This window comes from Chroococcidiopsis cubana SAG 39.79 (assembly GCF_003991895.1).
GTDB classification, from domain to species: Bacteria; Cyanobacteriota; Cyanobacteriia; order Cyanobacteriales; family Chroococcidiopsidaceae; genus Chroococcidiopsis; species Chroococcidiopsis thermalis.
On the sequence record NZ_RSCK01000004.1, the window covers coordinates 127,016 to 153,689 of the forward strand.

The following is a 26,674-nucleotide window of genomic DNA, read 5'->3' on the forward strand; positions in this document are numbered from 1 at the left end:
GCTAAGTAAGTCAAAAGTTAAATGTCAAAAGTCAAAAGTACAAATTAAGCTGTTGATTCATAATTAATGCCCTTTATGTGGTGGATATTTGGCATTAGTGCGTCTGACTAACCAGTAACAAATAGAAAGAGCAATAATCGCTGCCGCAAGTGCTAATAGTTGAGAATCAGTAATTTTGCCAAGATCGAGAATGATAATTTTGCGAGCAATTGCAATTAAAGATGTGACAATTACCATCTCGATTTGAATGATATGACTGCTAAGATAAGAAGTGATATTTTGCGTAATTTCTAGAGCAATAAGAATGTTTAAAAATAAACCAAATATTCTGAGTAAGCCAGCAGAAAAATTCCCTAGTTTAGAAACAAGTAGCAGTTCTTTAGCTAAAGTCACGCCCAAATCTATAATGGCAAATAAAATAACTCCTAACATTGCTAGCGTTAAGAGTTTGGCAAAAAAATCTTCTACTTTATCAACAAAAACTAAAAAATTTGGATTCGTGTTTTTATCTACTAGGGGTGATATTAGTTTTCGCAATAACTTCATTGGTTAAAAGTCAAAAGTTAAAAGTTAAAATTCAAAAGACTGCAAGCTAACTACACCCAGCAAATTAAATGTCGAATAACTAATGCTGATGAGAAGATCGTACCAGAGATAAGCCAAGATAGAAGTATTCTGCTAAACGTTACAGTTCCAGCAAACCTGGTGGCGGTGCGATTTCAATTCTTCTCATCTCTAGATCTACAACAGGTACGATCGCTTTCACAAATGGAATCAAAACTTTTCTTGGGGGAGTCGGGAGTTGGGAAGCGGGTGGAGGCGGAGGTGTCCTCCGCATCGGAACCGCGTAGTCGGGAGTCGGGAGTGGAGGATCGCTAATTTTGACTTCTGACTTTTGACTTTTGACTTCTTGATACAACTGTACTTCTAACAAGTCGTTTCCAGCAGGAATGACATCTGTTACCGTACCGATGCTCTCGCCAGTTTCTTGTAAAAAGACTTCTAGACCGATCAGATCGACGACATGATATTCATCTTCTCCTAATTCGGGGCGATCGCTTTCTGGTACGAGCAAGACACAATCCCGTAGTGCTTCAGCTTGGCTGCGATCTTCAATTCCCTCTAAGGCTACCACGTACAATCCCTTACCTGGAATATCTCGACCTTCAATTAATTCAATTGGTTCTGGTTCTGTTTTCCCTGGACGCAATAACCAACGCTGTCCTGGTTCGATAAATCGTTCGGGAAAGTCTGAATCGGGGTAAACTCTGACTTCTCCATCTAATCCTTGAGGTGCAACGATTGTACCAATTGCTAACCAGCCATCGGGAATTTGTGGTTTTTGATTTTGAGATTTAAGTTTTGAACTCGTATTTTTGCCATTCATAATAGTAGCGTTAAACCGCAAACTCCTGGGCTAAATCTATCAACGATCGGTCGGTTACTCTGAAGACAGTCCACTCATTCATTGGTACTGCTCCTAGTTTTTGATAAAAGTTTATTGCTGTCTCATTCCAGTCTAATACCCACCACTCCAAGCGACCGCAGTTTCGCTCTTGAGCAAGATAGGCTAGATAACTGAGCATAACACGACCGATTCCCCGTCCGCGCATCTCTGGTTTTACGTACAAATCTTCTAGATAAATACCCGCACGTCCGAGAAATGTTGAGAAGTTATGAAAGAAAAGTGCAAAACTGACAGGTTGCTTTTGATAGTAACCTAAAATAACTTCTGCGCCTTTTCTGTCGCCAAAAAGAGACTCTCGTAAAATAGCTTCAGTAGCAACAACTTCATGACTCAGTTGCTCGTACTCAGCCAGCTCTTTGATAAATTGTAATACTAATGGTACGTCATCCGGTTCGGCAAATCTCATCTCAAAATTGAGAATTTTAGTTTCAATCATAAAACTACTGAGATGTCGATTGGGAATCTTTTAACTTTTAACTTTTAACTTTTGACTTTGCATAAACGTGTTCTGCTACTTTTGCGAGTCGCTGCATTCCCACTGCAATTTCTTCATTGCTAGCAGTCAGACTAATCCGCAAACATTGCTGTTTGTGAATCCAATCTTCGTGCAAACCAGGGAAGAAAGAACTACCAGGAACGACAATGACATTTTCTTGTTTGAGTTGTTGATAAAATTCCCAATCGGTTAAAGGTAAATCTTTTAACCATAACCAAGCAAAAATTGCTCCTTCGCCACGATGCAAAAACCAAGGAATATCGGGCATCGCCTGTTCTAAAGTAGATTCTAATACCTCAAACTTTTGCCGATAAAAAGGTCGAATGACATTGCTAGAAATTTCTGCTAAAGCACCAGAATTAATCGCTAAAGCCGCGATCGCCTGTCCGTAACGTGACGGATGGATGCACATATTTGTCTGAAACGATTCCAGAATTTGAATTAATTTTTCATCTCCGATCGCCACTCCAATTCTTTCACCTGGTAATCCGGCTTTGGATAAACTCATGCAATGGAGAATGTTGTCACCAAATACAGGAGACATTTCCGTAAAATTCAAAGCTGGAAAGGGAGGCGCATAGGCAGAGTCGATAATAACTGGAACGTTATAAGGTGCAGCCAAAGCTGCAATTTTCTTGACTTCCTCATCCGTCAAAACGTTACCCGTTGGATTGCAGGGACGAGAAAATATGACGCATCCCGTCTCTTCGTTAATTTTAAGTTGACTGAAATCGGGGCGATATTTGAATCTATGGGCGGCTGCATCGATATCTAGTGCAGGCTTATAGGCAATTAACGCTTCTGGGGCAAGACTTACGCCACCATAACCCGTGTAATCTGGACTTAGGGGTAGAACGATCTGCCTTAACTCACCATCGAGACAGTAACCACCAAAAGCATTTGCAGCGTAGAAATAGAGAGTTTGACTACCAGGCGTAATCAGGATATTGCGATCGCTTAAGTTTAACCCGTAGCGGCGATTGAAATCAGATGCGATCGCGCTAATCAGTGGCGCGTACCCCTGACTCGATCCATAACGACAGACGACTTCGCCATAGTCAGAACTGGCTAACAACTGCGCCGTACAGTCTCGCCATAACTGCTCTACCTCCGGCAAAATCAGCGGATTTCCCGCACTTAAATTAATAAACTCCTTACCTGCACCTGCTTGCAGCGTTTCAATAATATCTTTCATAATTGCTCGCACCCCCGTTAGGTGGGACATTTGAGCGCCAATTTTCGTTAGGGCAGGGTTCATAAGCAGATATGTAGGAGACTTTCTTAATTTAACCAAATCGGAGGAGTCGGGAGTCGGGGAAGAGAGCTGAGGAAGCAGAGGGGACTAGGGAGACAAGGGAGACAAGGGAGACAAGGGAGACAAGGGAGACAAGGGAGACAAGGGAGACAAGGGAGCTGAGGGTGAAACTGGCTGTTGCCTCTTGCCTTATTAACCAACTACCAACTACCCATTACCCATTACCAAACTTAACATCCAGCAAAATTTTGTTAAAACATCCTTTATCTAATTTGACACTGAAATCTGGAAAAAGTGTAAATAAAAATCTTAAAGTAGACATACTCCGTATATGCTAAAAATCCTAACTGGGATGATGTTGGCGAGGATAAATTACCCAGGTTTCTATTACCGAGTCGAGTTTTAATTGGTTTGTATTGCCATCGGTTTTAGAGCAGAGAGTTCACAAGAGAGTACTGGAATAATATGACGAATAAATCTGCGATCGCCCCAGCACAAAAGCTGAGCGAAAAACTACCCCTGCCACTCAAAAGATTGGCAGATCTGGCTTATAACTATTGGTGGAGTTGGACGAGCGAACGAGTTTTCCTATTTCAAAACATTTCGCCGGAAGCGTGGGAGCGTTACGGGCATAACCCTGTAGCCGTGTTGGAATCGGCTTCTTACGAACGCCTGACCCAATTAGCAGAAGACCCTTTCTACATCAAACATTTATCCCAGGTGGTGGCTGAGTTTGATGCTTACATGAATCAGCAAGATACCTGGGTGAGTCGAGTTGCACCGCAAATTTCCTGGCAAAATCCGATCGCCTATTTCTGTGCTGAGTTTGGCATTCACGAATCTCTCCCCGTTTATTCTGGCGGTTTGGGTATTCTGGCTGGAGATCACCTCAAATCTGCTTCCGATCTGGGCGTACCTCTGATCGGCGTAGGATTGTTGTATCGTCAAGGCTATTTCCGGCAGCGGCTCAATCGTAGTGGTTGGCAAGAAGATTACTACATTGACAATGTTTTCCAGCAAATGCCGCTGGAGTTGATGTTGAACGAACGGGGAGAAGCCCTGACGATCGCGCTGCAAGTTAGACAGCGGATGGTCAAAGTTCAAATTTGGCGGACGCAAGTGGGTAGGGTGAGTCTCTACTTGCTCGATACAGACCGCGAAGACAACGACCCGATCGATCGCTGGCTCACGGGACACCTCTACGGGGGCAACCAAGACACGCGGATCGCCCAAGAGGTGGTTTTGGGGATTGGCGGAGTCAAGGCGCTTACAGCTTTGGGAATTCAGCCCTCAATTCACCACTTGAACGAGGGACACGCTGCGTTTTGCACCCTAGAGATTGCTTGGCAAGAAATGGAGCGGACGGGCAAACCTTTCTACGATGTGGAAGCGAGCGTCCGCAATCGCTGCGTCTTTACGACTCATACCCCCGTACCCGCCGGACACGATGTCTTCTCTCCCGATTTGATGGATTCTCATTTTGCGCAATATTGGGCGCAGTTGCGGCTATCGCGAGAGCAGTTTTTAGCTTTGGGCGCGAAAAGACTGGGCGATCCTTGGGAGCCTTTTGGTATGACTGTCTTAGCGCTGCGGATGTGCCGCGCTGCTAATGGCGTGAGCGAATTGCACGGCAGAGTTTCGCGGCAAATGTGGACTGCTTTGTATCCCGATCGCCCTGAAAACCGCGTACCCATCGGTCACATCACCAATGGCGTTCACGCCCCGACTTGGACGGCTCCGTTGATGGCTGACCTTTATACTCAGTATCTAGGTACAGATTGGCAGACGCGGGCGATCGATCCGGCAATGTGGGCAGATGTCGATCGCATTCCCGATGCGGAATTATGGCAGCGACATCAAGTTTTGAAAGAGCGTTTGATTGCCTTTACCCGTTACAGAATCAAAAAAGCCAGAACGGATCGGGGTGAAGTAGGCGATCGCATCCATGCTGCCGATCTGTTGCTCGATCCCAATGCTCTCACGATTGGTTTCGCCCGTCGCTTCTCCCAATACAAACGGGGCAATCTGCTGTTACGGGATGCGGAAAGAGCGTTGAAAATCTTTGGTAATGCTCAGCGTCCAGTCCAAATTGTCTTTGCTGGTAAAGCTCACCCCGCCGATGAGGAAGGTAAGCGGATCATCCAAAAATTGATGGAGTGGTGTCAGCATTCTGCAATTCAGCATCGAGTGGCGTTTATTGAAGACTACGACATTTACGTAGCACAGAAGTTAGTGCAAGGCGTAGATGTTTGGTTGAATAATCCCCGTCGTCCCCTGGAGGCTTCTGGTACGAGCGGGCAAAAAGTCTGTTTTAATGGCGGGATCAACTGTAGCGTCCTTGATGGTTGGTGGTGCGAAGGCTATCAAGTTGGGATGGATGGCAAGGGAATCAACGGTTGGGCGATCGGTGAAGATGCTCATACAAGCAATCAAGAGTTGCAGGATCGGATCGATTCTGAATCCCTCTACAAGTTATTGGAAGAGGAAATTGCGCCTCTATACTACGATCGCGACAACAACGGCATTCCGCACCGCTGGATTCAAATGATGAAGGCATCGATTAAGACGAATGCACCTCTGTTTAATACGGATCGGATGATCGCCGATTACGTGACGCGCATCTACGCTCCTGGTTGTTCGACAATCTCTACACCAAGTTTGGCTCAAGTGATTGTCTAATTTGATTTGCCAATTTTTTTAAAAGGGGACGATACAACAATACAATTGGAGATCCCCCAACCCCCTTCACAAGGGGGCTTTCTTTGGAGATCCCCCAATCCCCTTCACAAGGGGGCTTTCTTTTTCCCCTTTTGACGAGGGCTTTATTCCTCGCCTTAAAAAGGGGGCTTTCCCCGCTTTTTAAGGGGGACTAGGGGGGATCTAGTTGGAGTTCCTCCCTGAAAATAAAAGTTATTTTCGTCCAATTAACAGCGCTACGGGAAACTCTTTCAACGTGTCAGCAACTGGCAACTTTCCATCAGTTTGAATATTTTGATGAGTAATTGTGTCCTCCCACTTTGAAGCTATTTCGGCAGGTATTTGAATATAAGTATCTTGCCAAACTTCGCCAAATGGATACTCACCAGGTTGAATTAAACTCGTTAAGAAGCGAGGGGCGATCGCAATAGCTGTTGTATTTTCAAAACTGCGGGCGAAAGCCACGATATTTTCTTTGTACTTGCCGCTAATTTCTAGAGGTTGATAGTCTCCTTTTTGAAAGACATCTAGATATTTCGTTCTCGCTTTCAAAATTTGATGAGTTAGAAACAGCTTAATTCTGCCATCTTCCTTTGTAGCTAGCAGATCGGCAATTAGAGCAGAAATATTCGTGCTAATTTTCTCTTTGATTTCCGACAAATAAGAGTTTCTCTGCTCGAAATCAACTGGACGACGATTATCTGGATCGACTAAGCTTAAATCCCATAATTCTGTTCCTTGGTAAAAATCAGGAACCCCAGGAGAAACTGATTTTAGCAGAGTTTGAGATAGGGAATTAAAGATACCATAGTAAGAAACCTTCTTTTGAAATGGGAGAAACTCTTTCAGAAATTGATTGTTTTCCGACTGATTCAAGACTGCTTCGACAAAACTAGTGCAAGCATCTTCATAAGTCTGATTTTGCCGCAGCCAAGCCGTGTAGACTTTTGCTTCGCGAATTGCCTTGAGCATATATTCTTTGACGCGATCGCTAAAGCCATTTATTTCACTCTCTAAGAATGGATATGCCCCTACTAAAGTTTGATAAAATGCGTATTCATCATTGCGATCGGGAAAAATTGAGTTTTTATGTTGCGTTTTATAAGAACGATTTAATTCCATCCAACTACGAACTTGTTGCTGCCATTCGTCAGGAATTTCTGACAGAACGTTGATTCTCGCCCTCACATCTTCACCCCGTTTGGTATCGTGGGTTGAAGTTGCACTCATAGCATGAGTCCATGTCTGATTTCGATGTTGGTTAAAACTATGAAACTCAGCTAAATCCATTCCAAAATGGTCTGGTTCGCCACCAACTTCATTTAAAGAAAGCAAGCGGTAATAGACATATAAAGCTGTATCTTCTACCCCTTTTGCCATCAGCGGTCCCGTATATTGTTGCATTCGCATAACAAAATATAACCACTGGTCTTTCTCAGCTTGAGTCAGAGTGGGTTCGTATTCTAGTAAGAGTAGTTTCTCGATAAAATTTAGTTCGTTTTGTAACAGAGGTGTGCCATCTTTAGCAGCTTGAATGACTGCTTGAATATACTGTCGATCCTGCTCGGAAATTCCGGCAGCATTGATGTAAGTACAATAGATGGGAAAACGGGTGAGAACTTCTGCAATCGCACGTTTTAAGCCATTGAGAGTAAAATCATTACCATAACGATATCTACCCGCAATTTTCTTTAGCAAGACACTCAAGTTATCAATATCACCTGCTAGATTTTTATCGATAATTAAATGCTTTTTCTCGGCTACAACATCAGGAAAAATTGTGATAAATCCGGTTAGATTTCGATAAATTTCGTCAAACTTATCTCGATTTGCTTTTTGACAGAAAAGTCCATTTACATAGTTTAGATAATCGTAGCCAGAAGTCCCCTGAATTTGCCAGTAATTAGGTATGTCTTCCCCAATTTGCAAAATCTTTTCGACGGTGATATAAGTATCACCTACTTTTTCCCGCAGTCTTTCTAAGTATTGAGTAGGATCGTAAAGACCATCGATGTGATCGATTCTTAAACCTGTAAACTTGCCTTCGTTAACTAATTTTGCAATGAGTTCGTGAGTAGCGTTGAAGACTTTGAGTTCTTCTACTTTGACTGAGATTAATTCGTTGACTGTAAAAAATCTGCGATAATTAATTTCTTCTGCACCTACTTTCCAGTAAGAAAGTCGAAAGAACTGTTCTGAAAGTAACTTATCTAAAAGATTAAAACTTTCAGTATTTCCTGGTTCGCCATTAAAAACCTTAATATTATCATCGATAAAAGCTTTTACTTCAGGATTGCCTTCATACAGTTCCCAAAGTAAGCCTCTAACAAATTCTGTTTGATCTTGTCTTCTTTGTTTACCAACAACATCAGCAGAGATATTCTTAAGAATGTAGAGAATTGCTAGAAGTTTAACAAAATCTGGATGTCTTCTACCTAGCGTTCTAGCTAATTTACCTAAATTGTAGGTCAAGAAAGTTGCATAGGATTCTAGTTTTAACGGCAAGCTTAGACTGTAATAGTTGACAGTCAAGCCGCTTTGTTCGTACTTGAGTTGAATTTCTCCATTCTCTAACGATTCTCCATAAAAATTTCCTAGCATCGGTGCTAAGATTGGTTCTTTGTTATCAGTGAAAGGAGCATTCCAAGCAATGTCAAAATATTCTACATAGGCTGAATCAGACCCATTTTCTAGGACATCCATCAACCATACATTTTGGCTGTCATAAGCCATGTGGTTAGGGACGATATCTTGCAACCAACCTAATTGATGCTGTTTAATTTCGGCAATCAAAGCATCAAAATCTGCTTCAGTTCCTAGTTCGGGATTGAGTTGAGTTGGATCGACAACATCGTAACCGTGAGTACTACCCGTTCTAGCTTTAAATATCGGTGAAGCGTAGAGATCGGAAACTCCCAAAGCTGCTAGATACGCGGTAATTTTTTTCGCATCTGCAAATTTAAATTCCGAGTTAAATTGAATGCGGTAAGTAGCTGTGGGAATGCGCATGAGAATGGTAATGGGTAATGGGTGATGGGTGATGGGTGATGGGTAACTGTTAATTATTAGATTTGATAGCAACCAAGCTATAACAACCACCAATTAACAATTACCAATTACCAAAACTACGTGTTTTCGTAAAGTACAAAGTTGTACGATCGCAGTTTTATTTCTTCGCCCGAATTGATTTTATCTGGGGCGACAGTACCGGAACCTTGCCATTTTTCATCGGCAGAATCGAGAATCTTTTGCCAATTATTGTGGCTGAGTTCTGGTGCGAAGCTAACATCATTTTGGTTGAAGTTCATCAGACAAAGAATTTGGCTGTCGTCACTCCATCGCCGCCACCAGACAATTTTTTGTTGTTCGTCTGCACCTGCTTCTATGCTGTTTCTTTCTTTTTTAATTAAAGCAGGAACAGTAGTGCGAAGTTGAATTAATTTTTGATACCAAGACCAGATAACTTGGTGTTTACCTTCTTGGCGTTTTTCCCAATCCATTTTACAGCCGAGAAAAGTTTTGGAAGATTCTGGATCGGGTGGGTCTCCTACGGCGTGAAAGGCAGCAAATTCCTGTTTTCTGCCCTCACGAACTGCTTTAATTAAATCTGGGTCAGAGTGGCTGACAAAGTATGTAAAAGGTGCTTCTTCGGCATACTCTTCACCCATGAATAGCAGAGGAATATAAGGTGAAAGAATTACCGCTCCAGCAGCTAGTTTGAGAGCATCAAAAGAGATGAGTTTTGATAGTCTTTCTCCTAACAACTGATTGCCAATTTGATCGTGATTTTGAATGCAAACGACAAATTGAGCGAGATCGGTGCGATCGCGAGCAGAACTACCATGAAATCTCTGACGATGAGGTGCATATTTCCAGTCATAGACAAATGTATCGCGATAGGCTTTTGCCAAGTCTTCGCATTTACCAAAGTCTTGATAATAACCGTCACTATCGCCTGTTAATAATGCATGTAAAGCATGGTGAAAATCATCGCTCCACTGAGCATCAAGTTCGTATCCACCTACTTCTTTGGGACGAATAATTTTTGGATCGTTTAAATCGCTTTCAGCAATTAAGTAATACTTTCTCCCTTGTCGTTCAGAAAATTCTCGAACTTTTTCGGCTAATTCCGCTAAAAAGTGTTTTGCGCCTAAATCGTAAATCGCGTGAACTGCATCTAATCGCAAACCATCGATATGAAATTCTCGCAGCCAATAAAGGGCATTTTCGATAAAAAAGTGGCGCACGTCGTGACTGTGGGCATCATCAAAATTAATGGCGCTGCCCCAAGGAGTGCGGTAGGTTTGAGTAAAATAAGGAGCAAAATTGCTGGTGTAATTACCTTCAGGTCCAAAATGGTTGTACACCACATCGAGAATCACCGAAATTCCCTGTTGATGACAAGCTGCAACTAATTGCTTTAACTCTTCGGGAGTACCGTAGGAATTTTGCACGGCAAACGGGTAAACCCCATCGTAGCCCCAGTTGCGATAGGCGCAACTCCCATCTGGGGGAATATTGCCAGGAAATTGCGCGATCGGCATAATTTCGATCGCGTTGACTCCCAACTCTTTCAAATCTGCCAAACGGGGAATAATTGCGGTAAAAGTCCCTTCTGGGGTAAACGTACCGACATGTAATTCATAAATAATCATCGCGTCTAGCGGTACGCCAGCCCAATCGCCATCATTCCAAGTAAATTCATGGCTTATCACTTGAGAAGGCTTATGTACGCCATGCGGTTGAAAATAGGAAGCTGGGTCGGGGCGAGTTTCGCCACCATTTAATTCCAGAAGATATTGCGTACCTGGAGGGATATTATCGGCTACAACTTTCCAGTAGCCATCTTCCTGTTCCATCTGCAAAAAGCGTTCTTCGGGGGATACAATTTGAACGCCCAGTGACTCGATATTCGGTCCCCACACGATAAATTCACAGCGATCGCCGCCTAAATAGTTAGCACCAATTTTCATAAATTTGTCATTTGTCATTTGTCATTTGTGAGTGACTGGTGGCTGGTGACTAGAATTGAGTCTAGTCACCAGCCACGACGAACCACTAGCCACTGCTTAAACCATCTGACGCAGCAGAACGAGCGATCGCGCTGTAACTGGAACGGTGCGATCGCCTGTATAGATGCGTTCTTCTTGAATAAAGCGCGGTTCTTTGGTATCAATAACTAATACCCACTGGTTATCTTGCATTCCCTGTGGCAAGTTGAATTCAAGAGTTTCGTAGTGGGCGTTGAAGAATATGAGAAAGCTATCGTCGCTGATGCGTTGACCTTGTTTCCCAGGACTGGGAATCATGTTTCCATTTAAGAACACGCCCATTGACTTCGCATATCCGATTTCCCACTGTTCCTGATCCATCTCGCTACCGTCAGGATTGAACCACATGATATCGCTGACACCAGAACCGTGAATCGCTTGACCTTGGAACCACTTACGGCGACGAAATACAGGATGTTGGCGGCGGAAATAGATCAACTCGCGAGTAAAATCTAATAAATCTGTATTTCCCTGTACCAAATCCCAATTAAACCAAGAAATTTCACTGTCTTGGCAGTATCCGTTATTGTTTCCATGCTGCGTCCGACCCATTTCATCACCCCCAAGTATCATGGGGATACCTTGGGACAGCATCAGCGTCACGAGGAAGTTCCGGCGCTGACGTTCCCGTAACTGCAAAACTTCTGGGTCGTCTGTCTCGCCTTCCGCGCCGCAGTTCCAAGACCGATTGTGACTTTCACCGTCGCGACTTTCTTCGCCGTTAGCTTCGTTGTGTTTCTCGTTGTAACTGACGAGATCGTTGAGCGTAAATCCGTCATGGGCGGTGATGAAGTTAATGCTAGCATTCGGTCGCCGTCCGTTTTCTTGATAGTACAAGTCGGGGCTACCCGTCAGCCGATAGGCAAATTCTCCCAGAGTACTGTCCACGCCACGCCAGAAGTCCCGCGCCGTGTCGCGATATTTGCCGTTCCACTCCGACCAGAGAACGGGGAAGTTACCAACTTGATAACCACCCGTACCGATGTCCCAAGGTTCGGCAATTAATTTAACATCCGCGATCGTCGGATCTTGGTGAATGATATCGAAGAATGCTGACAGTCGATCCACTTCGTACAGTTCTCTTGCCAAGGCTGAAGCAAGATCGAAGCGGAAGCCATCGACGTGCATTTCTGTCACCCAGTAGCGCAGGCTATCCATGATCATCTTCAAAACTTGGGCGTGGCGCACGTTGAGGGAGTTACCGCAACCTGTAAAGTCCATGTAGTATCGCGCGTCGCCGTCTACCAAGCGGTAATAGTTGGCGTTGTCAATTCCCCGCATCGATAGGGTAGGACCCATGTGATTGCCTTCACCTGTGTGGTTGTATACCACGTCTAGAATGACTTCAATTCCAGCCCGGTGCAGGGCTTTAACCATTTCCTTAAACTCCCTCACCTGCTCGCCTAAAGTGCCACTAGAGCTGTATTCGGAGTGAGGCGCGAAATAATTGATCGAATCGTAGCCCCAATAATTTCTCAATCCTTTATCCGCCAAATGTCCTGGGACGGAGAGGAAATGATGTACGGGCATCAACTCAACGGCGGAGATTCCCAAACGTTGCAAATGCTCGATCGCCGCTGGGTGTGCCATTCCTGCATAAGTCCCGCGTAGTTCTTCGGGAATATCGGGGTGTAGCTTAGTAAAACCCTTGACGTGAGTTTCGTAGATAATTGTCTCGTTCCAAGGGGTACGCAGGAGTTTATCGTCTTCCCAGTCGAAACTTTGATCGACAACGACCGATTTCGGCATCAATGGGGCGCTATCCAAATCGGAAAACGATAAATCGGCTTCTTCAGACTCCCAAGAGTAACCATATAATTCTGGACCATTGCCAACTTCCCCCGCGATCGCTTTTGTGTACGGATCGATCAGCAGTTTATTGGGGTTAAAGCGATGTCCTTCTTGGGGTGCGTATGGTCCATGCACTCTATACCCGTACCGTTGACCTGGACCTATACCTGGTATGTAGCCATGCCAGACGAAATTACTGACTTCTGTTAGCTGTATGCGAGTTTCTTCGTCATCGCGATCGAACAAGCACAATTCTACACCTGTGGCATTTTCCGAAAACAAGGTGAAGTTCGTGCCTTTGCCGTCCCAACAGGAACCCAAAGGATAGACATTGCCTGGCCAGAGTGCAACATACATAGGTTTGACTGCGTGTCAAGTATTAAGTAGTGAATGACTGATGACAGTAGGAATTTAACTAAAGGTTCTTCCTACTTTTGGGAGAGTCTCTCTCAACACAGTACCGATTCCGAATTAGCTTGACTATCTATCCTAAGCAGGAATCAGTTGTCAGCGATCGGTTACTAGTGGCTAGTGGCTGGTGACTAGAATTGCTCTCTTGTCTCCCTTGTCCCCCAACTCCCGACTCTCGACTCCCGACTTCCTAATTAGCGGCTATAAATTTGTGTCATTTCCAATAGGCGATCGCGTAGTTGAGGTGTTAGCATTTCAGAACTTTCGTAACGCCAACGCCAGTTGCCTGCATTGACACTGGGATCGTTCATGCGGGCGCGATCGTCTAAGCCTAAAATGTCTTGTAGAGGTAGAATGGCTAAGTCTGCAACTGAGGCTAATGCCAGTTGGATGAATTCCCAATTAATTTCTGTTATTTTTGCCGCAGATTCGTCACCCAAATATTTCGCGACAAATTGCTTTTCTTTGTCGCTAGCTTTGTTCCACCAACCAATAGCTGTATCGTTATCGTGAGTACCGGGATAAACGACGCTGTTATGGATATAATTGTGAGGTAAATAGGCATTACTTGAGTCGTCTCCAAAGGCAAATTGCAGAATTCTCATGCCTGGAAATTGAAAGCGATCGCGCAATTCTTCGACTTCTGGAGTAATAATGCCTAAATCTTCTGCCATAATTGGCAAACTTCCCAAAGCGTTACCTAAAGTTTCAAAAAATTCTACTCCTGGGGCTTTAATCCACTCGCCATTAATGGCAGTCTCTTCGCCTGCTGGGACTTGCCAGTATGCCTCAAAACCGCGAAAATGATCGACGCGGACGATATCGACATATTCTAAGGTGGCTTGAAAGCGTTGAATCCACCAAGCAAAGTTTGTTTGTTGCAATTTATCCCAGTTATAGACAGGATTTCCCCATAATTGTCCCGTAGCGCTGAAATAATCTGGGGGAACGCCAGCGATATATGTAGGTTCAAAAGTCTGGGGATCTAATTTAAATATTTCTGGACTCGACCAGACATCAGAACTATTGTGACAAACATAAATTGAAATATCGCCGACAATTTGAATATTTTTGTCGTTGGCGTATTTTCGTAGTTGTTTCCACTGCTCGAAAAATTTGAATTGAACGAAATTATGATAAGCGATACTATCTTTTAAAGAATCTCTTGCTGCTGGCAACGCATCTGGCTCTCGACGCGCGATCGCTCGTTCCCAATTATTCCAGCTTTTCCCTTCGTTGGCTTCTAATAATGACATAAAAAGTACGTAGTCATCGAGCCAGTAAGATTGAGATTGACAAAATTGTGCGTATTCGGGGTTTTGATGAGTATTAGCTTGTTGAAAGTTTTCAAAAGCGATTTTAAGAAATTTAGTTTTATGCGGAATGACGCGATCGAAATTAACTCGATTCAAATCCACATTTTCTAATGGACTTAGTTCTTCTTTCTTCAACAATCCTTCTTCTGCTAGCGTATCGAGACTAATTAATAATGGATTGCCAGCAAAACTGCTGAAATTCATGATGTATGGAGAATGCTCGTATCCCGTGGGTCCCAAAGGCAAAACTTGCCACAATTTTTGTCCGCTACTGGCGAGAAAATCGATGAATTCGTAAGCCGATTTTCCTAAATCGCCAATTCCATATCGGCTGGGAAGACAGGTAGGATGCAATAAAACGCCGCTAGCACGTTGGAATGTCATAGGGATATTTGAGGTGAACCAGGATAGAAGATAGCGCGTTATTGTCTGTTTTTCATGCTGCTAGGGGTAGAAAATGAGGTAGGAATGGGTTTTGACCAAACATCTGCTACTACAACCGAAATTTTATCTGCTAAACCCGCCCCTACAAGAAACCCGTCCCTATGCCTAAATTTCCCTCTCTGGGTACTTGTGGAAATCGCGCTAGACTCAATAACTTGAAACAGTGGTTTTTGGGAATACAACTAGCGAGAACATGCAGTACGTATTAAAAGATGACCCCCTCTGGTTCAAAGATGCCATTATCTACGAAGTGCCTGTACGCGCCTTTGCCGATAGTAATAGTGATGGGATCGGTGACTTCCGGGGGCTGACGGAAAAACTCGATTACCTTCAAGACTTAGGCGTTACCGCAGTTTGGATACTACCATTCTTTCCCTCACCACTCAGAGATGATGGCTACGATATTGCCGATTATAAGAATGTTAATTCAATTTACGGTAATTTAGACGATTTTCGCGAATTTTTGAAAGCCGCCCACCAACGGGGCATTCGCGTCATTATAGAATTGATCGTCAACCATACTTCCGACCAACACCCTTGGTTTCAAAGAGCGAGACGTGCGCCTAAAGACAGTCCAGAACGAGATTTTTATGTTTGGAGTGACACGCCGGAGAAATACCAAGAAGCGCGGATTATCTTCCAAGATTTTGAAACTTCTAATTGGGCTTGGGACCCAGTAGCTAAAGCTTACTACTGGCACCGCTTCTACTCTCACCAGCCCGATATTAACTACGATAATCCAGCCGTGCGGGAAGCCGTGTTTGACGTGCTAGATTTTTGGTTGGGTATGGGTGTTGATGGGCTGCGGATGGATGCCGTACCTTATCTCTACGAACGGCAGGGAACGAACTGCGAAAATTTAGATGAAACTCATGTTTTTCTCAAACAACTCCGCCAGCGGGTAGATGCCAAATTTCCCAACCGAATGCTGCTAGCCGAGGCAAATCAGTGGCCCGAAGATGCAGCAGAATATTACGGGAATGGAGATGAGTGTCACATGAACTTCCATTTTCCGCTAATGCCGCGCTTGTTCATGTCGCTGCGGATGGAAGATAGCTTCCCCATTTTTGATATTTTGCAACAAACGCCAACAATTCCCGATAACTGTCAGTGGGCGCTGTTTTTGCGCAATCATGACGAACTCACGCTAGAAATGGTGACGGATGAAGACCGCGATTATATGTATCGAGTCTACGCCCGCGATCCGGCAATGCGATTGAATTTGGGAATTCGTCGCCGTCTCGCGCCTCTACTCGGAAACGATCGCCGCCAAATTGAATTACTCAACAGCCTGTTACTCTCCCTTCCTGGCACTCCCGTACTCTACTACGGCGATGAAATTGGCATGGGAGATAACGTATATATAGGCGATCGCAATGGCGTGCGGACACCAATGCAGTGGAGTTCCGATCGCAATGCTGGTTTCAGCCGCGCTAATCCGCAAAAGTTATACTCACCCGTCATTATTGATTCAGAATATCACTACGCCGCCATCAACGTTGAAGCACAACGGGCTAATACCAATTCTCTCTGGTATTGGATGAAACGCTTAATTGCCACCCGCAAGCGTTTCCAAGCCTTCGGACGCGGTAGTTTTGAATTATTGCATCCAGATAACCGCAAAGTGCTTACCTTTACGCGCACTTATCAAGGCGAACATATTCTAGTGGTGGCAAATCTGTCTCGCTTCGTGCAAACAGTGGAACTGGATTTATCAGCTTTTAAAGGCACGACTCCAGTAGAAATTTTTGGTCGCACGGAGTTTCCAGCGATTGGCGATACTCCCTACTTCTTTAGCATCAGCCCTTATGCCTTTTATTGGTTGAGTCTAGTTGCCAAGCCGAGCGAAATTCAGCCTGCTAGACCCCAAGCAGAGTTACCGACATTAGTTGTCAATAGCAAATGGCAAAATATCTTTGCCCAACAGGATTTAAGAGTCAGACTAGAAGCTATACTGCCAGAATATCTGTCTACGTGTTCTTGGTTCAATCCGAAAACTCGAATAATTCAAGGGGTACAAATCGCCGAAGTTGTTGCCATCCCCTACAAAAATACCGAAGCCAGAGCCGTTTGGTTGCAGGTAGATTACGTGCAGGGCGATCCAGAAACTTACTTGATGCTGCTGGCTTATGCCGAGGGAGAACAAGCAACACAGACTTTAACAGATAACCGCAGTGCGATCGTCGCTAATTTGTTGGTGCAAGGTAAAGATAAATTCGGCGTATTATTTGAAGCCACCGCAGATAAAAGTTTTCTTGCCTCGTTGATTGAGGCGATCGCCTGTCAGCGGCAGTATAAAGGTATGGCAGGGGAACTCATGGCAAGTGCTACCGATCTCTATCCTCAAGCGAGTCACAACGGTAAAAAACCTCTAGAACCGACAGTATTGAAGCAAGAACAGGGCAAGACTTTTATTGTCTATGAGGGATTGGGCGCTAACGGTGCTAACCCCAACAATCATCTCGTACTCAAACTCTTCCGCCAGCAAGAAGAAGGAATTAACCCAGATCTCGAAATTCGCCGCTTTTTGGGCGAGAAAAAACGCTTGCAACACTTTGCCCCATTAGTAGGAGCGATCGAATATCACCGTCCGTCAACAACACCAGTTACGGTAGGGATATTACAGGAATACATCCGCGATACCCGTAGTGGTTGGGAATATACCCTCGATAGCCTGCGAGATTACTTTGAGTTAGTCACAACACAACATGCAGAAATGACTGAGATCCCCATACCAGGGGGAAATCTGATCGATATGGGGAGTCGGGAGTCGGGAGTCGGGAGTCGGGAGTCGGTAGGGGCAATTGGCAGTGCGCCTGTACTGGGGACTCAGGAAGAAGAGTTCGAGCCATTTTCTTTGGCTAATCGAACCATCGGTTCTTATCTAGACAGCGCTCAAATTTTGGGACAATCGACAGCAGAACTGCATATCGCCCTTGCTGCTGATGGCGACAATTCTGGATTTACTCCAGAACCATTCTCGACATTTTACCAACGTTCCATTTACCAACAAGCCCGCAATCTCGCGGGACAAGTCCTCATCGTTCTCAGACAACGTTTAAAAACGCTGACACCACACGCCCAAGAATTAGCTCAAGATGTCCTGAATCGCCAAGAGCAAATCATGGAGCGCTTTGGGCTGATCCTCAACCAAAAAATTACTGCTATGCGGACTCGCTGTCATGGCGATTATCATTTGGGACAAGTACTCTATACGGGTAAAGACTTCATCATCTCCGATTTTGAAGGAGAATCGGGACGCAGTTTAAGCGATCGCCGCATTAAACGCTCTCCTTTGCGCGATGTTGCCAATATGTTGCAGTCTTTTCATTACGCTGCTAACGTTGGGCTGCGCAACGAAATTGAAAGCGGAATGCTTCGTACAGAGAATTTACCCGTCATGCAGCAATGGGCGCAGTTTTGGTCTACCTGCGTCGGTGCGGCTTTCCTCAATTCATATCTGGCGATCGCTTCTCAAGACTCTTTCTTACCCAAAACCAAGACTGAGTTACAAGTTCTGCTAGATGCTTACCTCTTAGAAAAAGCAATCCACGGCTTGGGCTACGATCTCAATTCCCGCCTCGACTGGGTAGAGATCACCTTGGGGCGGATTTTGCAACTGTTGGATACTTAAGGTTTTTTCTAGCAATTCCTGTAGTAGGGGCGCACAGCTGTGCGCCCCTACGACTAGTTGCTGAATTATCCGCTCGATTTTCATTGGTGCGTCTCTACTGCAAATAAAAATTGATAAAACTTGATATTAATTTTTTAAAGAAAGACGCTTCACGCAGCTTTTGATAGATTTTTAATGTAAAATCATCGCAATCTCAGCCTTACGGTCGTTGCTCGAAGAATAATCTTATCGGGCGATCGCAGTCGATAACAGGAGCGTAAATGCTGCTACGAGTACACTTAGGTGGCGATCGCTAACATCATACAAATATAAGTATCACCACAAGCAAGCTATAAGAAGCTATAAGTTATATGAAACTAGCAAAGCCAGAAGATTTACAAGTTTTAGAGCGAATTCTATACCAACGCTTGCAAACTGAGTTTTCTCAAGTCGATCGCCTGAAAGTCGGTTGCGCGATCGGCGATGACGGTGCTTTAGTGATTTTGAGCCAACACCCACCACAAGTCAATCTCGATACTGATAAAACTTTTACTGCAATTGGGCAGGCTTTACAGTCTCTACGTCCTCAAGCAGTTCAGTCGGTCAGGGTTTATTTGAGAGAGGCGGGGCAAAAACAAATTTACGCTCAACACGATATCACTTTAGAACCAGTGGAGGTGGCTCCTGACTCTCAGGTGATATTAAATGAGCCTTCCCCCATTATTTCAGAAACAACCGTCTCTCCACCCGAGACAGAATTATCTCCGCCTGTGGTGCAGCCATTCTCAGGCGATCGCAGCATTGTAGATGAAACGCCAGCACCCCCAATTCCCACAGTAGAAGAGCCACTACCAGCTAGTCACGTCATTGAAACACCACCTGCGCCTTTTGTTCCTGCCGTAGAAGAGTCAGAGCCGCCAACTAGCCCGGTTGTGATTGAAACACCACTGGCAATTACGACAGAACAGCCACTAGCAGCCAGTAGCATCGATTTATTGACTAGCGATCGCACTCTGGCAGCGCCAGAATTATCCCTTCCTACAGAAGTAGCAGAACCGCTAACACGACATGAGGCTGAAATTACTGCTGGCGATTCCATTACTGAGACGAAGAGCGATCCCATATCCTCCCCACAACCATTAAAGCCTCCAGTCGAGGAACCTCAAATCAAGGAGGCTCCGGCAGCAGAATCTACGCCTGTTGTCAATCGAGAAGATGTACCCGTCGAAACGTCAAGTTTAAACCCAGCAACTTCTTCACCGGAAACGTCTAGCGAAACCTGGCGATCGCGATCTTTCGAGCAACGGTTAGAAACAATCGCTAAGCCTGAACCAGCAACTCAAGCAGAATCAACAGCAGAATCAACGGCAGACTCCAATACAAACATCAATACAGCTACACTTCCCTACCCTGTCTTACCCTTACAGCGATTGCCGAAAGCAGCCAAGACAAAAATTCCTCGGGCGGCGCTAATTGCTGGAGGTGGAGTCGCAATCGTAGCATTCTTTAGCAGTGCATATGTCTTATCTAGCCCCTGTACGATTGGTAGGTGTCAGCAGTTCGCAACAGCAAAGCAGTTATATCAAGAGTCAAATCGAATCGTACAAGGAGCCAGGCAGCGATCGGAATTAATTGATGCTGAAAAACAACTGCAAGACGCAAATAACCTACTCAAACAAATTCCACCTTGGTCGAGCCGCCACCAGGAAGCACAAAATTTTTCCAGTACGATCGCCAATCGAGCCACTAATGTAGATAGAGTCCTGGCGGCGTTGGAAGAAGGCGATACAGCAGCAAATAAGCTGAAACAACCCATCCGCTCTTTAGAAGACTGGCGGGCAATCCAAGCTTTGTGGCAAAGAGCGATCGCCTCTTTATCTGCGGTTCCTAAAGATAGCGATCTATATCCCTTAGCACAGAAAAAAACTACTGAGTACCGAGGCAGCTTGCAGGCTGTAGAGCAGAAAATGCAAGCGGAGCAACAAGCATTTCAAAAATTCCCTCAAGCGCAAAGTTCAGCGCAGGCAGCACAACAACAGCAACTGACGGCGCGATCTTTACAAGCTTGGCAAATAGTTCGTACCAATTGGCAAAACGCAGTAGATAATCTTAGCTCGATTCCGCAGTCGAGTACAACTTACCAACAAGCACAGCAACTACTCGCACAATATCGCCCTCAACTTCAAGCAGCTAGCGATCGCGTTGCCAAAGAAACAATATCCACCAAAGCATTTTCCCAAGCAGTAAACTCCGCCGAACTTGCCGAACGGCAAGAACAACAAAATCAATTTGCTACAGCTCAAACCAACTGGAGACAGGCTTTAATCTTCGCTCAACAGATTCCTAGTGGGACTCAGTATTACGACCGAGCGCGATCGCTAATTAATACTTATACCGCGAAGCTCGAACAAGCTAACAGCAACCTGCAAGGCGCTAATCTCACCCAAAAAGTTCGCGCCGACCTCGATCGCGCTTGCTCCGGTAGAATTCGGGTATGTAGATACAAGTTAGATAACAAACAAATCTTCGTTCAGTTGACTTCCAGCTACGAACAGGCTGTCGAGAAAACATTTATCAACGCCAGACTCAGGGCTGACTCAAAAGCCCAAGCTGATATCGCGACTCAATATCGCACCCTCAAGCAAGTTCTCGAAGGCATTAGCAACGCGACTCGCCTACCCCTACAAATTTATGCTTCTGATGGCGGGCAAATGCATTCTTATACACCTAAGAACGTGAGTAGCGAGCAGTGAGTTGTGGTAATGGGTAATGGGTAATTGGTAGTTGCTCCCTTGTCCCCCTTGTCCCCCTTGTCCCAATGCGTGAATTTTGAATTTTGTCCCCGACTCCCGACTCCCCAATTCACCGAACCAACTGCGCGGCGGAATTGAAAAATTGGCGACAAAGCCCTTGGGTAACGAGAATTGCTGTGGCTAAGTTAGTGAAGGCAAGCATGAACATGACTAAAATTTGGTAGGATGCAGCATCGAGGGGACTCACGCCGCTGAGAATTTGTCCTGTAATGATGCCTGGAAGGGTAACGATACCGATGACCATCATTTGATTCAGGATTGGAATTAACCCAGCGCGGATAGCATCTTTACGGTACTGAGCTACAGCTTGTTGGGGTGTCGCACCTAAACTTAAATGAGTCTCAATCTCTAGCTGGCTGGCATTAATTGTACTGACAAGACGCTCCCCCGCGATCGCCGCCCCATTAATCGCATTTCCTAGAATAATTCCCGCCAAAGGAATGATATATTGCGGTTCGTACCACTTCTGCGGTTGAACGATCAGCAGGTTGACATAGCTTAAAGTAAAAGCCGTGCTGACAAATATTGAAATCCAAACTAGAGGTAGCAAGCGGGGAATCTTTTTGCCAATCCGGTTGCGAGACACCACCGCCGCAATTGTCAGCATCACCAGCACTACCGCTAGCACCGCCCAAGGGTTATCTATCCGAAAAATAATATCTAAAATCGCTCCCACGACGAACAGTTGCAAGATCGTTCTTACCGTCGCGATCGCCAAACTCCACTCTAAGCCCAAACGCTGCCCAGCCGATAGCCCTATTGCGATCGCCATCAGCGCTACAGCCAGAACAAAATCTACTAAATCGAGTCTAATTAGAGTGTCCATAGTGAGGAGTGAGGAGTGAGGGAACAAGGGGGACAAGGGAGACAAGGGGGACAAGGGGGAACTCGGGGACCCCACGACCGAAGGGAGTGGGGATTAGGGGGCGAAGGGGGACAAGGGAGCAGAGGAGAATTTACCAACTACCAACTACCAATGACCAATGACCAACAACCAATTTGCCATTTTCTTGCGATACAACTTCTGATTTGATTAACTAGTAGAAAAACTTATGGTTCAAAGCGTGACTCAATCTACTCGCGTTCCTATCTTAAATCTGGCGCAGCAATATACGGATCTTGCAACTGAAATTAATGATGTTGTTTTCAAAGTACTTGCCTCTGGCGGTTATGTCGGTGGGGCAAATGTTGCTAACTTTGAGCAAGAATTTGCCACATATACAAATGTGTCTGAGTGCGTCGCCTGTAATTCCGGTACGGATGCACTGCTGCTAGCATTGCGGGCGTTAGGTGTTGGGGCTGGAGATGAAGTGATTACCACGCCCTTTTCTTTTTTTGCTACGACTGAGACTATTAGTGCTGTCGGTGCTAAGCCAATCTTTGTAGATATTGACGCGCCAACATTTAATCTTGACGTGACTCAGGTAGAGTCAGCAATTACAGCTAAAACTAAAGCTATTATTCCAGTTCATTTATACGGACAGCCAGTTGACATGACTGCCCTAATGGCGATCGCTCAAACCCACAAACTTGCTGTGATTGAAGACTGCGCCCAAGCAACAGGAGCATTGTGGGCGGGACAAAAAGTCGGTAGCATCGGTCATGTTGGCTGTTTTAGTTTCTACCCTACAAAGAATTTAGGTGCTTGTGGCGATGGCGGTGCGGTGACGACGAACGATCCAGAAATTGCGGCAAAGATGCGAATGCTACGCAATCACGGGGAGAAAAATCGTTACTATCACGAAGATATTGGATTAAATAGTCGTCTGGACGCTATACAAGCAGCGATTTTGCGAGTCAAGTTACGTTATTTAGATACTTGGAACGAACAACGACGGGCGATCGCTTCTCGCTATCAAGAATATCTCGCTCCAGTTCCAGGTGTTGTCATTCCCCAGGAATTACCAGGCGGCGAGGGAGTTTGGAACCAATACACAATTCGTTTGCTAGACGTAGGGACACACAGCCGTGCGTCCAATAGCAATTATCGGGATGAGATCCGCCAGCGCCTACAAGAAAAAGATGTGGGTTCGATGGTTTACTATCCTTTGCCTTTACACTTGCAACCTGTGTATCAAAATTTAGACTACCAACAAGGGCAATTTCCGATCTCGGAACAAACTTGTCATGAAGTTTTATCCCTGCCTATCTTCCCTGAACTTTCTCCTGAAGCACAAGAACAGGTCGTTTATTGCCTGAAGGATTGTTTAACGTAAAGGCGGGTTCACCCAGAATATCTGTAAGAGCAAAGTTTTTTGGTAAACGCGCCCCGTACACGAGTCGAATCGTAGGGGCGCACAGCTGTGCGCCCGTACAGGAGTCGGAAAACAATAATCCAAAAGTCCCCCTTGTGTAAGGGGGATTTAGGGGGATCTGCCCAGTCCCCTTTGTGTAAGGGGGATTTAGGGGGTCTATCCTTGAGTTCTTAAAACGGGACGGTTAACAGTGGCAAGAGATTCAACTAAACTACGAACGGCTGCAATCATAGCCACTTCGCTATTGAGTTGGTTAATTGCCGAACCTACACCCACACCAGCCGCACCAGATGCGATCGCCATTGGTGCGGTTACGTTAGAAATACCGGAAGCACACAACACTGGTACGGACACGGCGCGGGAGATTTCGTAGGCGGCGGCGAGGGTAGGTGCAGCTTTCTCAACCAAACCCAACGTACCAGGATGAACGGGACTGCTGCTCGTACCACCTTCGGTTTGGATAATATCAGCTCCAGCTTTTACCAGCTCCTCTGCTAGTTGCACTTGGCGATCGAGTTCTAAAATGTGGGGAACGGTAACGGAAAGGGTAATTTCAGGCAAGAGCGATCGCGTAATTTCTGTTAAGGCGAGGACTTCCTCTGCTTCAAATCTGCGTCCTTGAGCGTAGAAGCTATCGAAGTTACCAATTTCAATTAGATCTGCACCAGCTGCTACACAGGTGACGAATTTTTCTGGGTCAACTGCTGATACACAAACTGGTAAATTTGTCAAGGTTTTTACCATCTGCACTAGCTCGACGTCAGCAGCAATATCAACAAAAGTAGCACCACCGCGATCGGCTGCGTTGACTGTCGCTGCTACGCTTTGGTGATCGAGGTTATTCAAACCGCTAATAATTTTTAGCGCCCGTCCTTGGGCAAAAGCTTGGTGGAGTAGAGGATGCATGGTCATGATTTCTCTCTTGTGTCCTGTAAAGGAATATTGTGACATTCTCGGAGGTTTGAAGCTAGTATTAGCTCACGCAAAGATGAGGACATTCTCGTCTTGTCTTCCTTGTCTTCCTTGTCCCCCTTGTCTTCCTTGTCCCCCTTGTCTTCCCGATTCTCCACTCCCCCTGAATTACCGCTGGGCGCTCCGCGAAAGAGCAGTTACACGCCGCACATCAGAAAATACTCCTTCCCCATGTAGTTCGTACATTGTCGGCTTCACTTCAACTTTTAGCAAGCAAGATGTATTGACGCAAATCGTTTGTTCTGGCAAATGTAGCAAGCACCAAGGTTTGTCCAGATGTTTCAAAATCCGCTGATGAATTTCTTGAGGAGTCAGAGCATTATCTTCGTGCAAAACCACATTGAAAGCTTCTATTTGACCGTTAGTGTAGAAAAACGTGATTTGTAGCATATTGTGGTCGTTCATCGCTAGGAATTACCTCTCTTGCTTGGTTTTCAAGTAACTTTTGCCTTAACTCTCCCAAATCCAGCATTCTGTCAAGGCTAGTATTGTATTACCCAAAATTCAGTTGTCAGTTATCAGAGAGCAGGGAGCAGAGTAAGAGAGCTGAGGGAGCTGAGGGGGCTCTCGGGAGCTGAGGGAGTGAAGAGAGCTGGGGGAGTTGAGGAGGATGGAGAAGAAAATAGCAACAACCAGTTACCAAGTACCAATTACCAATTACCATCCATACACAAATTTCTAGTCTTCTTCTATACAAACTTCACCATTTTGTGATTGAGTCGTGATATCTTGTTGAGCATCTGCAAAATAAAATCATCCTTAGGTTAGATGCCAAGATCTATGAAGTGGAATCTCAGTCTGGAGGCAGAATTTTTTTATCAACAGGGATTGCGTCGCAATAAAGCCGAACAATACGCAGAAGCTCTACTAAGCTTAGATGTAGCTGTGGAATACAAGCCAGATTACGCTGATGCTTGGTCGCAGCGAGGTATAGCCTTGGGTAGTTTAAACCGCCATGAAGAGGCGATCGCCAGTTTCGATCGCGCTATTACCCTGCGTCCAGATGCTAGCTGGGTTTGGCACAATCGCGGAATTGCCCTGGGTAAGCTGAGTCGTTATATTGAAGCTCTCAATAGCTTCGATCGCGCTTTAGAATTTAACCCTGATGCGGCGACAATTTGGCACAACCGAGGGATTACTCTGATCGATCTGGGTTGCTATGAAAAAGCTGTTATCAACTTTGAAAAAACAATCCAGCTACGACCAGATGCTTACTGGGCATGGTACAACCGAGGTACGGCACTGGGACATCTCAAGCAATATGCAGCAGCAGTTGATAGCTTCGATCGCGCTCTAGAGTTCCAACCTGACGATCTCTTGACTTGGAATAATCGCGGCATCACTCTAAGCGACTGGGGTGAATATACCAAAGCAGTAGCTAGCTTCGATCGCGCTTTGGCAATCGATCCAGAATATAGCAAGGCTTGGTACAACAAGGGGGTAGCGCTGCGAAAATTAGGAGATTTCACAGCAGCAGTCGTCTGTTTTGATCGCACTGTTGAGTTGGAGCCTAATGATTTTTGGGCGTGGTATAACAGGGGACTATCTCTAGCACAAGTTGGTGAAAAAGAAGCAGCGATCGCTAGCTACAAACATGCTCTTAGCATTCAACCTCAAGATATGGCAGTTTGGTACGATTGTGGTTTGGCTTTGTATGAATTGTGCCGTTACCAAGAAGCGATCGCCATTTACACCAAAGCTTTAGAAGTCCAGCCTCATACACCTATATTTTGGTACAATATTGCCTGCTGTTATGCTTTGCAATCGCAAGCCGAACAAGCAGTTATTAGCTTACAACAGGCAATTCAAATCAGTCCAGATAAGTATCGTACTCTTGCCAAGAATAGCTCGGTCTTTCATACCATTTCTCAAGACGAAAGATTTCAAAATTTGATCTCTGAGTCGCGTGTAGATGTATAGCATTAGAGTATTTTTACTTTAAAAGTTCTGTCAGTCATATAGATTTTCTTAGCCAGCAACAACTGGCTATTTTTTTTTACATATAGCGATTATCATTAGACCTCCTGCATGAATCAAAAAATCATGGATGTCATTCTGTTGGCGAAGCCTTCCCGAAGGGTACGCAACGCAG

Annotated in this window: 19 protein-coding genes; 6 read left to right on the forward strand and 13 right to left on the reverse strand. The window is 45.1% G+C overall.

Going from position 1 to position 26,674, the window contains the following annotated elements; genetic code table 11:
* Nucleotides 1-63 precede the first annotated feature (63 nt).
* The 4 genes from DSM107010_RS04300 to DSM107010_RS04315 all read right to left on the reverse strand — a co-directional run bounded on the left by DSM107010_RS04300 (nucleotide 64) and on the right by DSM107010_RS04315 (nucleotide 3,222).
* Nucleotides 64-546 (reverse strand): phosphate-starvation-inducible PsiE family protein, encoded by a 483-nt coding sequence (locus DSM107010_RS04300; RefSeq protein WP_127022440.1) that lies wholly within the window; start codon nucleotides 544-546, stop codon nucleotides 64-66.
* Nucleotides 547-685: 139 nt separating this feature from the next.
* Entirely contained in the window at nucleotides 686-1,387 is a 702-nt protein-coding gene (gene rimM, locus DSM107010_RS04305) for a ribosome maturation factor RimM (protein WP_127022443.1), read from the reverse strand.
* A 10-nt stretch (nucleotides 1,388-1,397) separates the two neighbouring features.
* Nucleotides 1,398-1,904 (reverse strand): GNAT family N-acetyltransferase, encoded by a 507-nt coding sequence (locus tag DSM107010_RS04310; RefSeq protein WP_181246374.1) that lies wholly within the window; start codon nucleotides 1,902-1,904, stop codon nucleotides 1,398-1,400.
* Nucleotides 1,905-1,941: 37 nt separating this feature from the next.
* Nucleotides 1,942-3,222 (reverse strand): valine--pyruvate transaminase, encoded by a 1,281-nt coding sequence (locus DSM107010_RS04315; protein WP_127022446.1) that lies wholly within the window; start codon nucleotides 3,220-3,222, stop codon nucleotides 1,942-1,944.
* 462 nt (nucleotides 3,223-3,684) lie between these two features.
* On the opposite strand from DSM107010_RS04315, the gene glgP reads away from it, so the two are divergent.
* Entirely contained in the window at nucleotides 3,685-5,898 is a 2,214-nt protein-coding gene (gene glgP / locus DSM107010_RS04320) for an alpha-glucan family phosphorylase (protein WP_015153582.1), read from the forward strand.
* 231 nt (nucleotides 5,899-6,129) lie between these two features.
* Here glgP and treY read toward each other — a convergent pair whose 3' ends face one another.
* The 4 genes from treY to malQ form a co-directional block, all read right to left on the reverse strand.
* Nucleotides 6,130-8,925: a malto-oligosyltrehalose synthase gene (treY, locus tag DSM107010_RS04325; RefSeq protein WP_106168630.1), complete on the reverse strand. Its 2,796-nt coding sequence runs from the start codon at nucleotides 8,923-8,925 to the stop codon at nucleotides 6,130-6,132.
* A 116-nt stretch (nucleotides 8,926-9,041) separates the two neighbouring features.
* Complete coding sequence (gene treZ, locus DSM107010_RS04330) at nucleotides 9,042-10,889, reverse strand: malto-oligosyltrehalose trehalohydrolase (RefSeq protein ID WP_015153584.1); 1,848 nt, start codon at nucleotides 10,887-10,889, stop codon at nucleotides 9,042-9,044.
* Between the two features lie 96 nt (nucleotides 10,890-10,985).
* A complete protein-coding gene (glgX, locus tag DSM107010_RS04335) occupies nucleotides 10,986-13,115 on the reverse strand; it encodes a glycogen debranching protein GlgX (RefSeq protein ID WP_106168631.1) in 2,130 nt (709 codons plus the stop codon).
* Between the two features lie 248 nt (nucleotides 13,116-13,363).
* A complete protein-coding gene (gene malQ / locus DSM107010_RS04340; protein WP_199755400.1) occupies nucleotides 13,364-14,875 on the reverse strand; it encodes a 4-alpha-glucanotransferase in 1,512 nt (503 codons plus the stop codon).
* Between the two features lie 247 nt (nucleotides 14,876-15,122).
* Here malQ and treS point away from each other — a divergent pair, with 247 nt between their 5' ends.
* Together treS and DSM107010_RS04350 are read left to right on the forward strand one after the other, a co-directional pair.
* The gene (gene treS / locus DSM107010_RS04345; protein ID WP_106168749.1) at nucleotides 15,123-18,563 is read left to right on the forward strand and encodes a maltose alpha-D-glucosyltransferase; all 3,441 of its coding nucleotides are present in this window, start codon (nucleotides 15,123-15,125) and stop codon (nucleotides 18,561-18,563) included.
* A gap of 350 nt (nucleotides 18,564-18,913) precedes the next feature.
* The gene (locus DSM107010_RS04350) at nucleotides 18,914-21,295 is read left to right on the forward strand and encodes a hypothetical protein (protein WP_106168750.1); all 2,382 of its coding nucleotides are present in this window, start codon (nucleotides 18,914-18,916) and stop codon (nucleotides 21,293-21,295) included.
* Here the strand turns inward: DSM107010_RS04350 and DSM107010_RS04355 are convergent.
* Both DSM107010_RS04355 and DSM107010_RS04360 read right to left on the reverse strand, forming a co-directional pair.
* Complete coding sequence (locus tag DSM107010_RS04355) at nucleotides 21,262-21,408, reverse strand: hypothetical protein (protein ID WP_158631734.1); 147 nt, start codon at nucleotides 21,406-21,408, stop codon at nucleotides 21,262-21,264. The genes DSM107010_RS04350 and DSM107010_RS04355 overlap by 34 nt on opposite strands.
* Entirely contained in the window at nucleotides 21,405-22,181 is a 777-nt protein-coding gene (locus tag DSM107010_RS04360; protein ID WP_106168751.1) for an ABC transporter permease, read from the reverse strand. The genes DSM107010_RS04355 and DSM107010_RS04360 overlap by 4 nt, the downstream gene beginning before the upstream one ends.
* Nucleotides 22,182-22,196: 15 nt before the next feature.
* On the opposite strand from DSM107010_RS04360, the gene DSM107010_RS04365 reads away from it, so the two are divergent.
* A complete protein-coding gene (locus tag DSM107010_RS04365) occupies nucleotides 22,197-22,388 on the forward strand; it encodes a hypothetical protein (RefSeq protein WP_127022455.1) in 192 nt (63 codons plus the stop codon).
* 19 nt (nucleotides 22,389-22,407) lie between these two features.
* The gene (locus DSM107010_RS04370; RefSeq protein ID WP_106218936.1) at nucleotides 22,408-23,571 is read left to right on the forward strand and encodes a DegT/DnrJ/EryC1/StrS family aminotransferase; all 1,164 of its coding nucleotides are present in this window, start codon (nucleotides 22,408-22,410) and stop codon (nucleotides 23,569-23,571) included.
* 195 nt (nucleotides 23,572-23,766) lie between these two features.
* Here the strand turns inward: DSM107010_RS04370 and DSM107010_RS04375 are convergent, their stop codons facing one another.
* The 3 genes from DSM107010_RS04375 to DSM107010_RS04380 are packed head-to-tail and all read right to left on the reverse strand — an operon-like array spanning nucleotide 23,767 to nucleotide 24,987.
* Nucleotides 23,767-24,522 carry a DUF561 domain-containing protein gene (locus tag DSM107010_RS04375; protein ID WP_106166700.1) on the reverse strand — a complete coding sequence of 252 codons (756 nt, stop codon included), beginning with the start codon at nucleotides 24,520-24,522 and terminating at the stop codon, nucleotides 23,767-23,769.
* Nucleotides 24,519-24,680 (reverse strand): hypothetical protein, encoded by a 162-nt coding sequence (locus DSM107010_RS38165; RefSeq protein WP_158631735.1) that lies wholly within the window; start codon nucleotides 24,678-24,680, stop codon nucleotides 24,519-24,521. The genes DSM107010_RS04375 and DSM107010_RS38165 overlap by 4 nt, the downstream gene beginning before the upstream one ends.
* 10 nt (nucleotides 24,681-24,690) lie before the next feature.
* Nucleotides 24,691-24,987, reverse strand: coding sequence for a hypothetical protein (locus DSM107010_RS04380; protein WP_015153592.1), 297 nt, complete (start codon nucleotides 24,985-24,987; stop codon nucleotides 24,691-24,693).
* A gap of 363 nt (nucleotides 24,988-25,350) precedes the next feature.
* Here DSM107010_RS04380 and DSM107010_RS04385 point away from each other — a divergent pair, with 363 nt between their 5' ends.
* Nucleotides 25,351-26,502: a tetratricopeptide repeat protein gene (locus DSM107010_RS04385; RefSeq protein ID WP_241994122.1), complete on the forward strand. Its 1,152-nt coding sequence runs from the start codon at nucleotides 25,351-25,353 to the stop codon at nucleotides 26,500-26,502.
* Nucleotides 26,503-26,674: the final 172 nt, after the last annotated feature.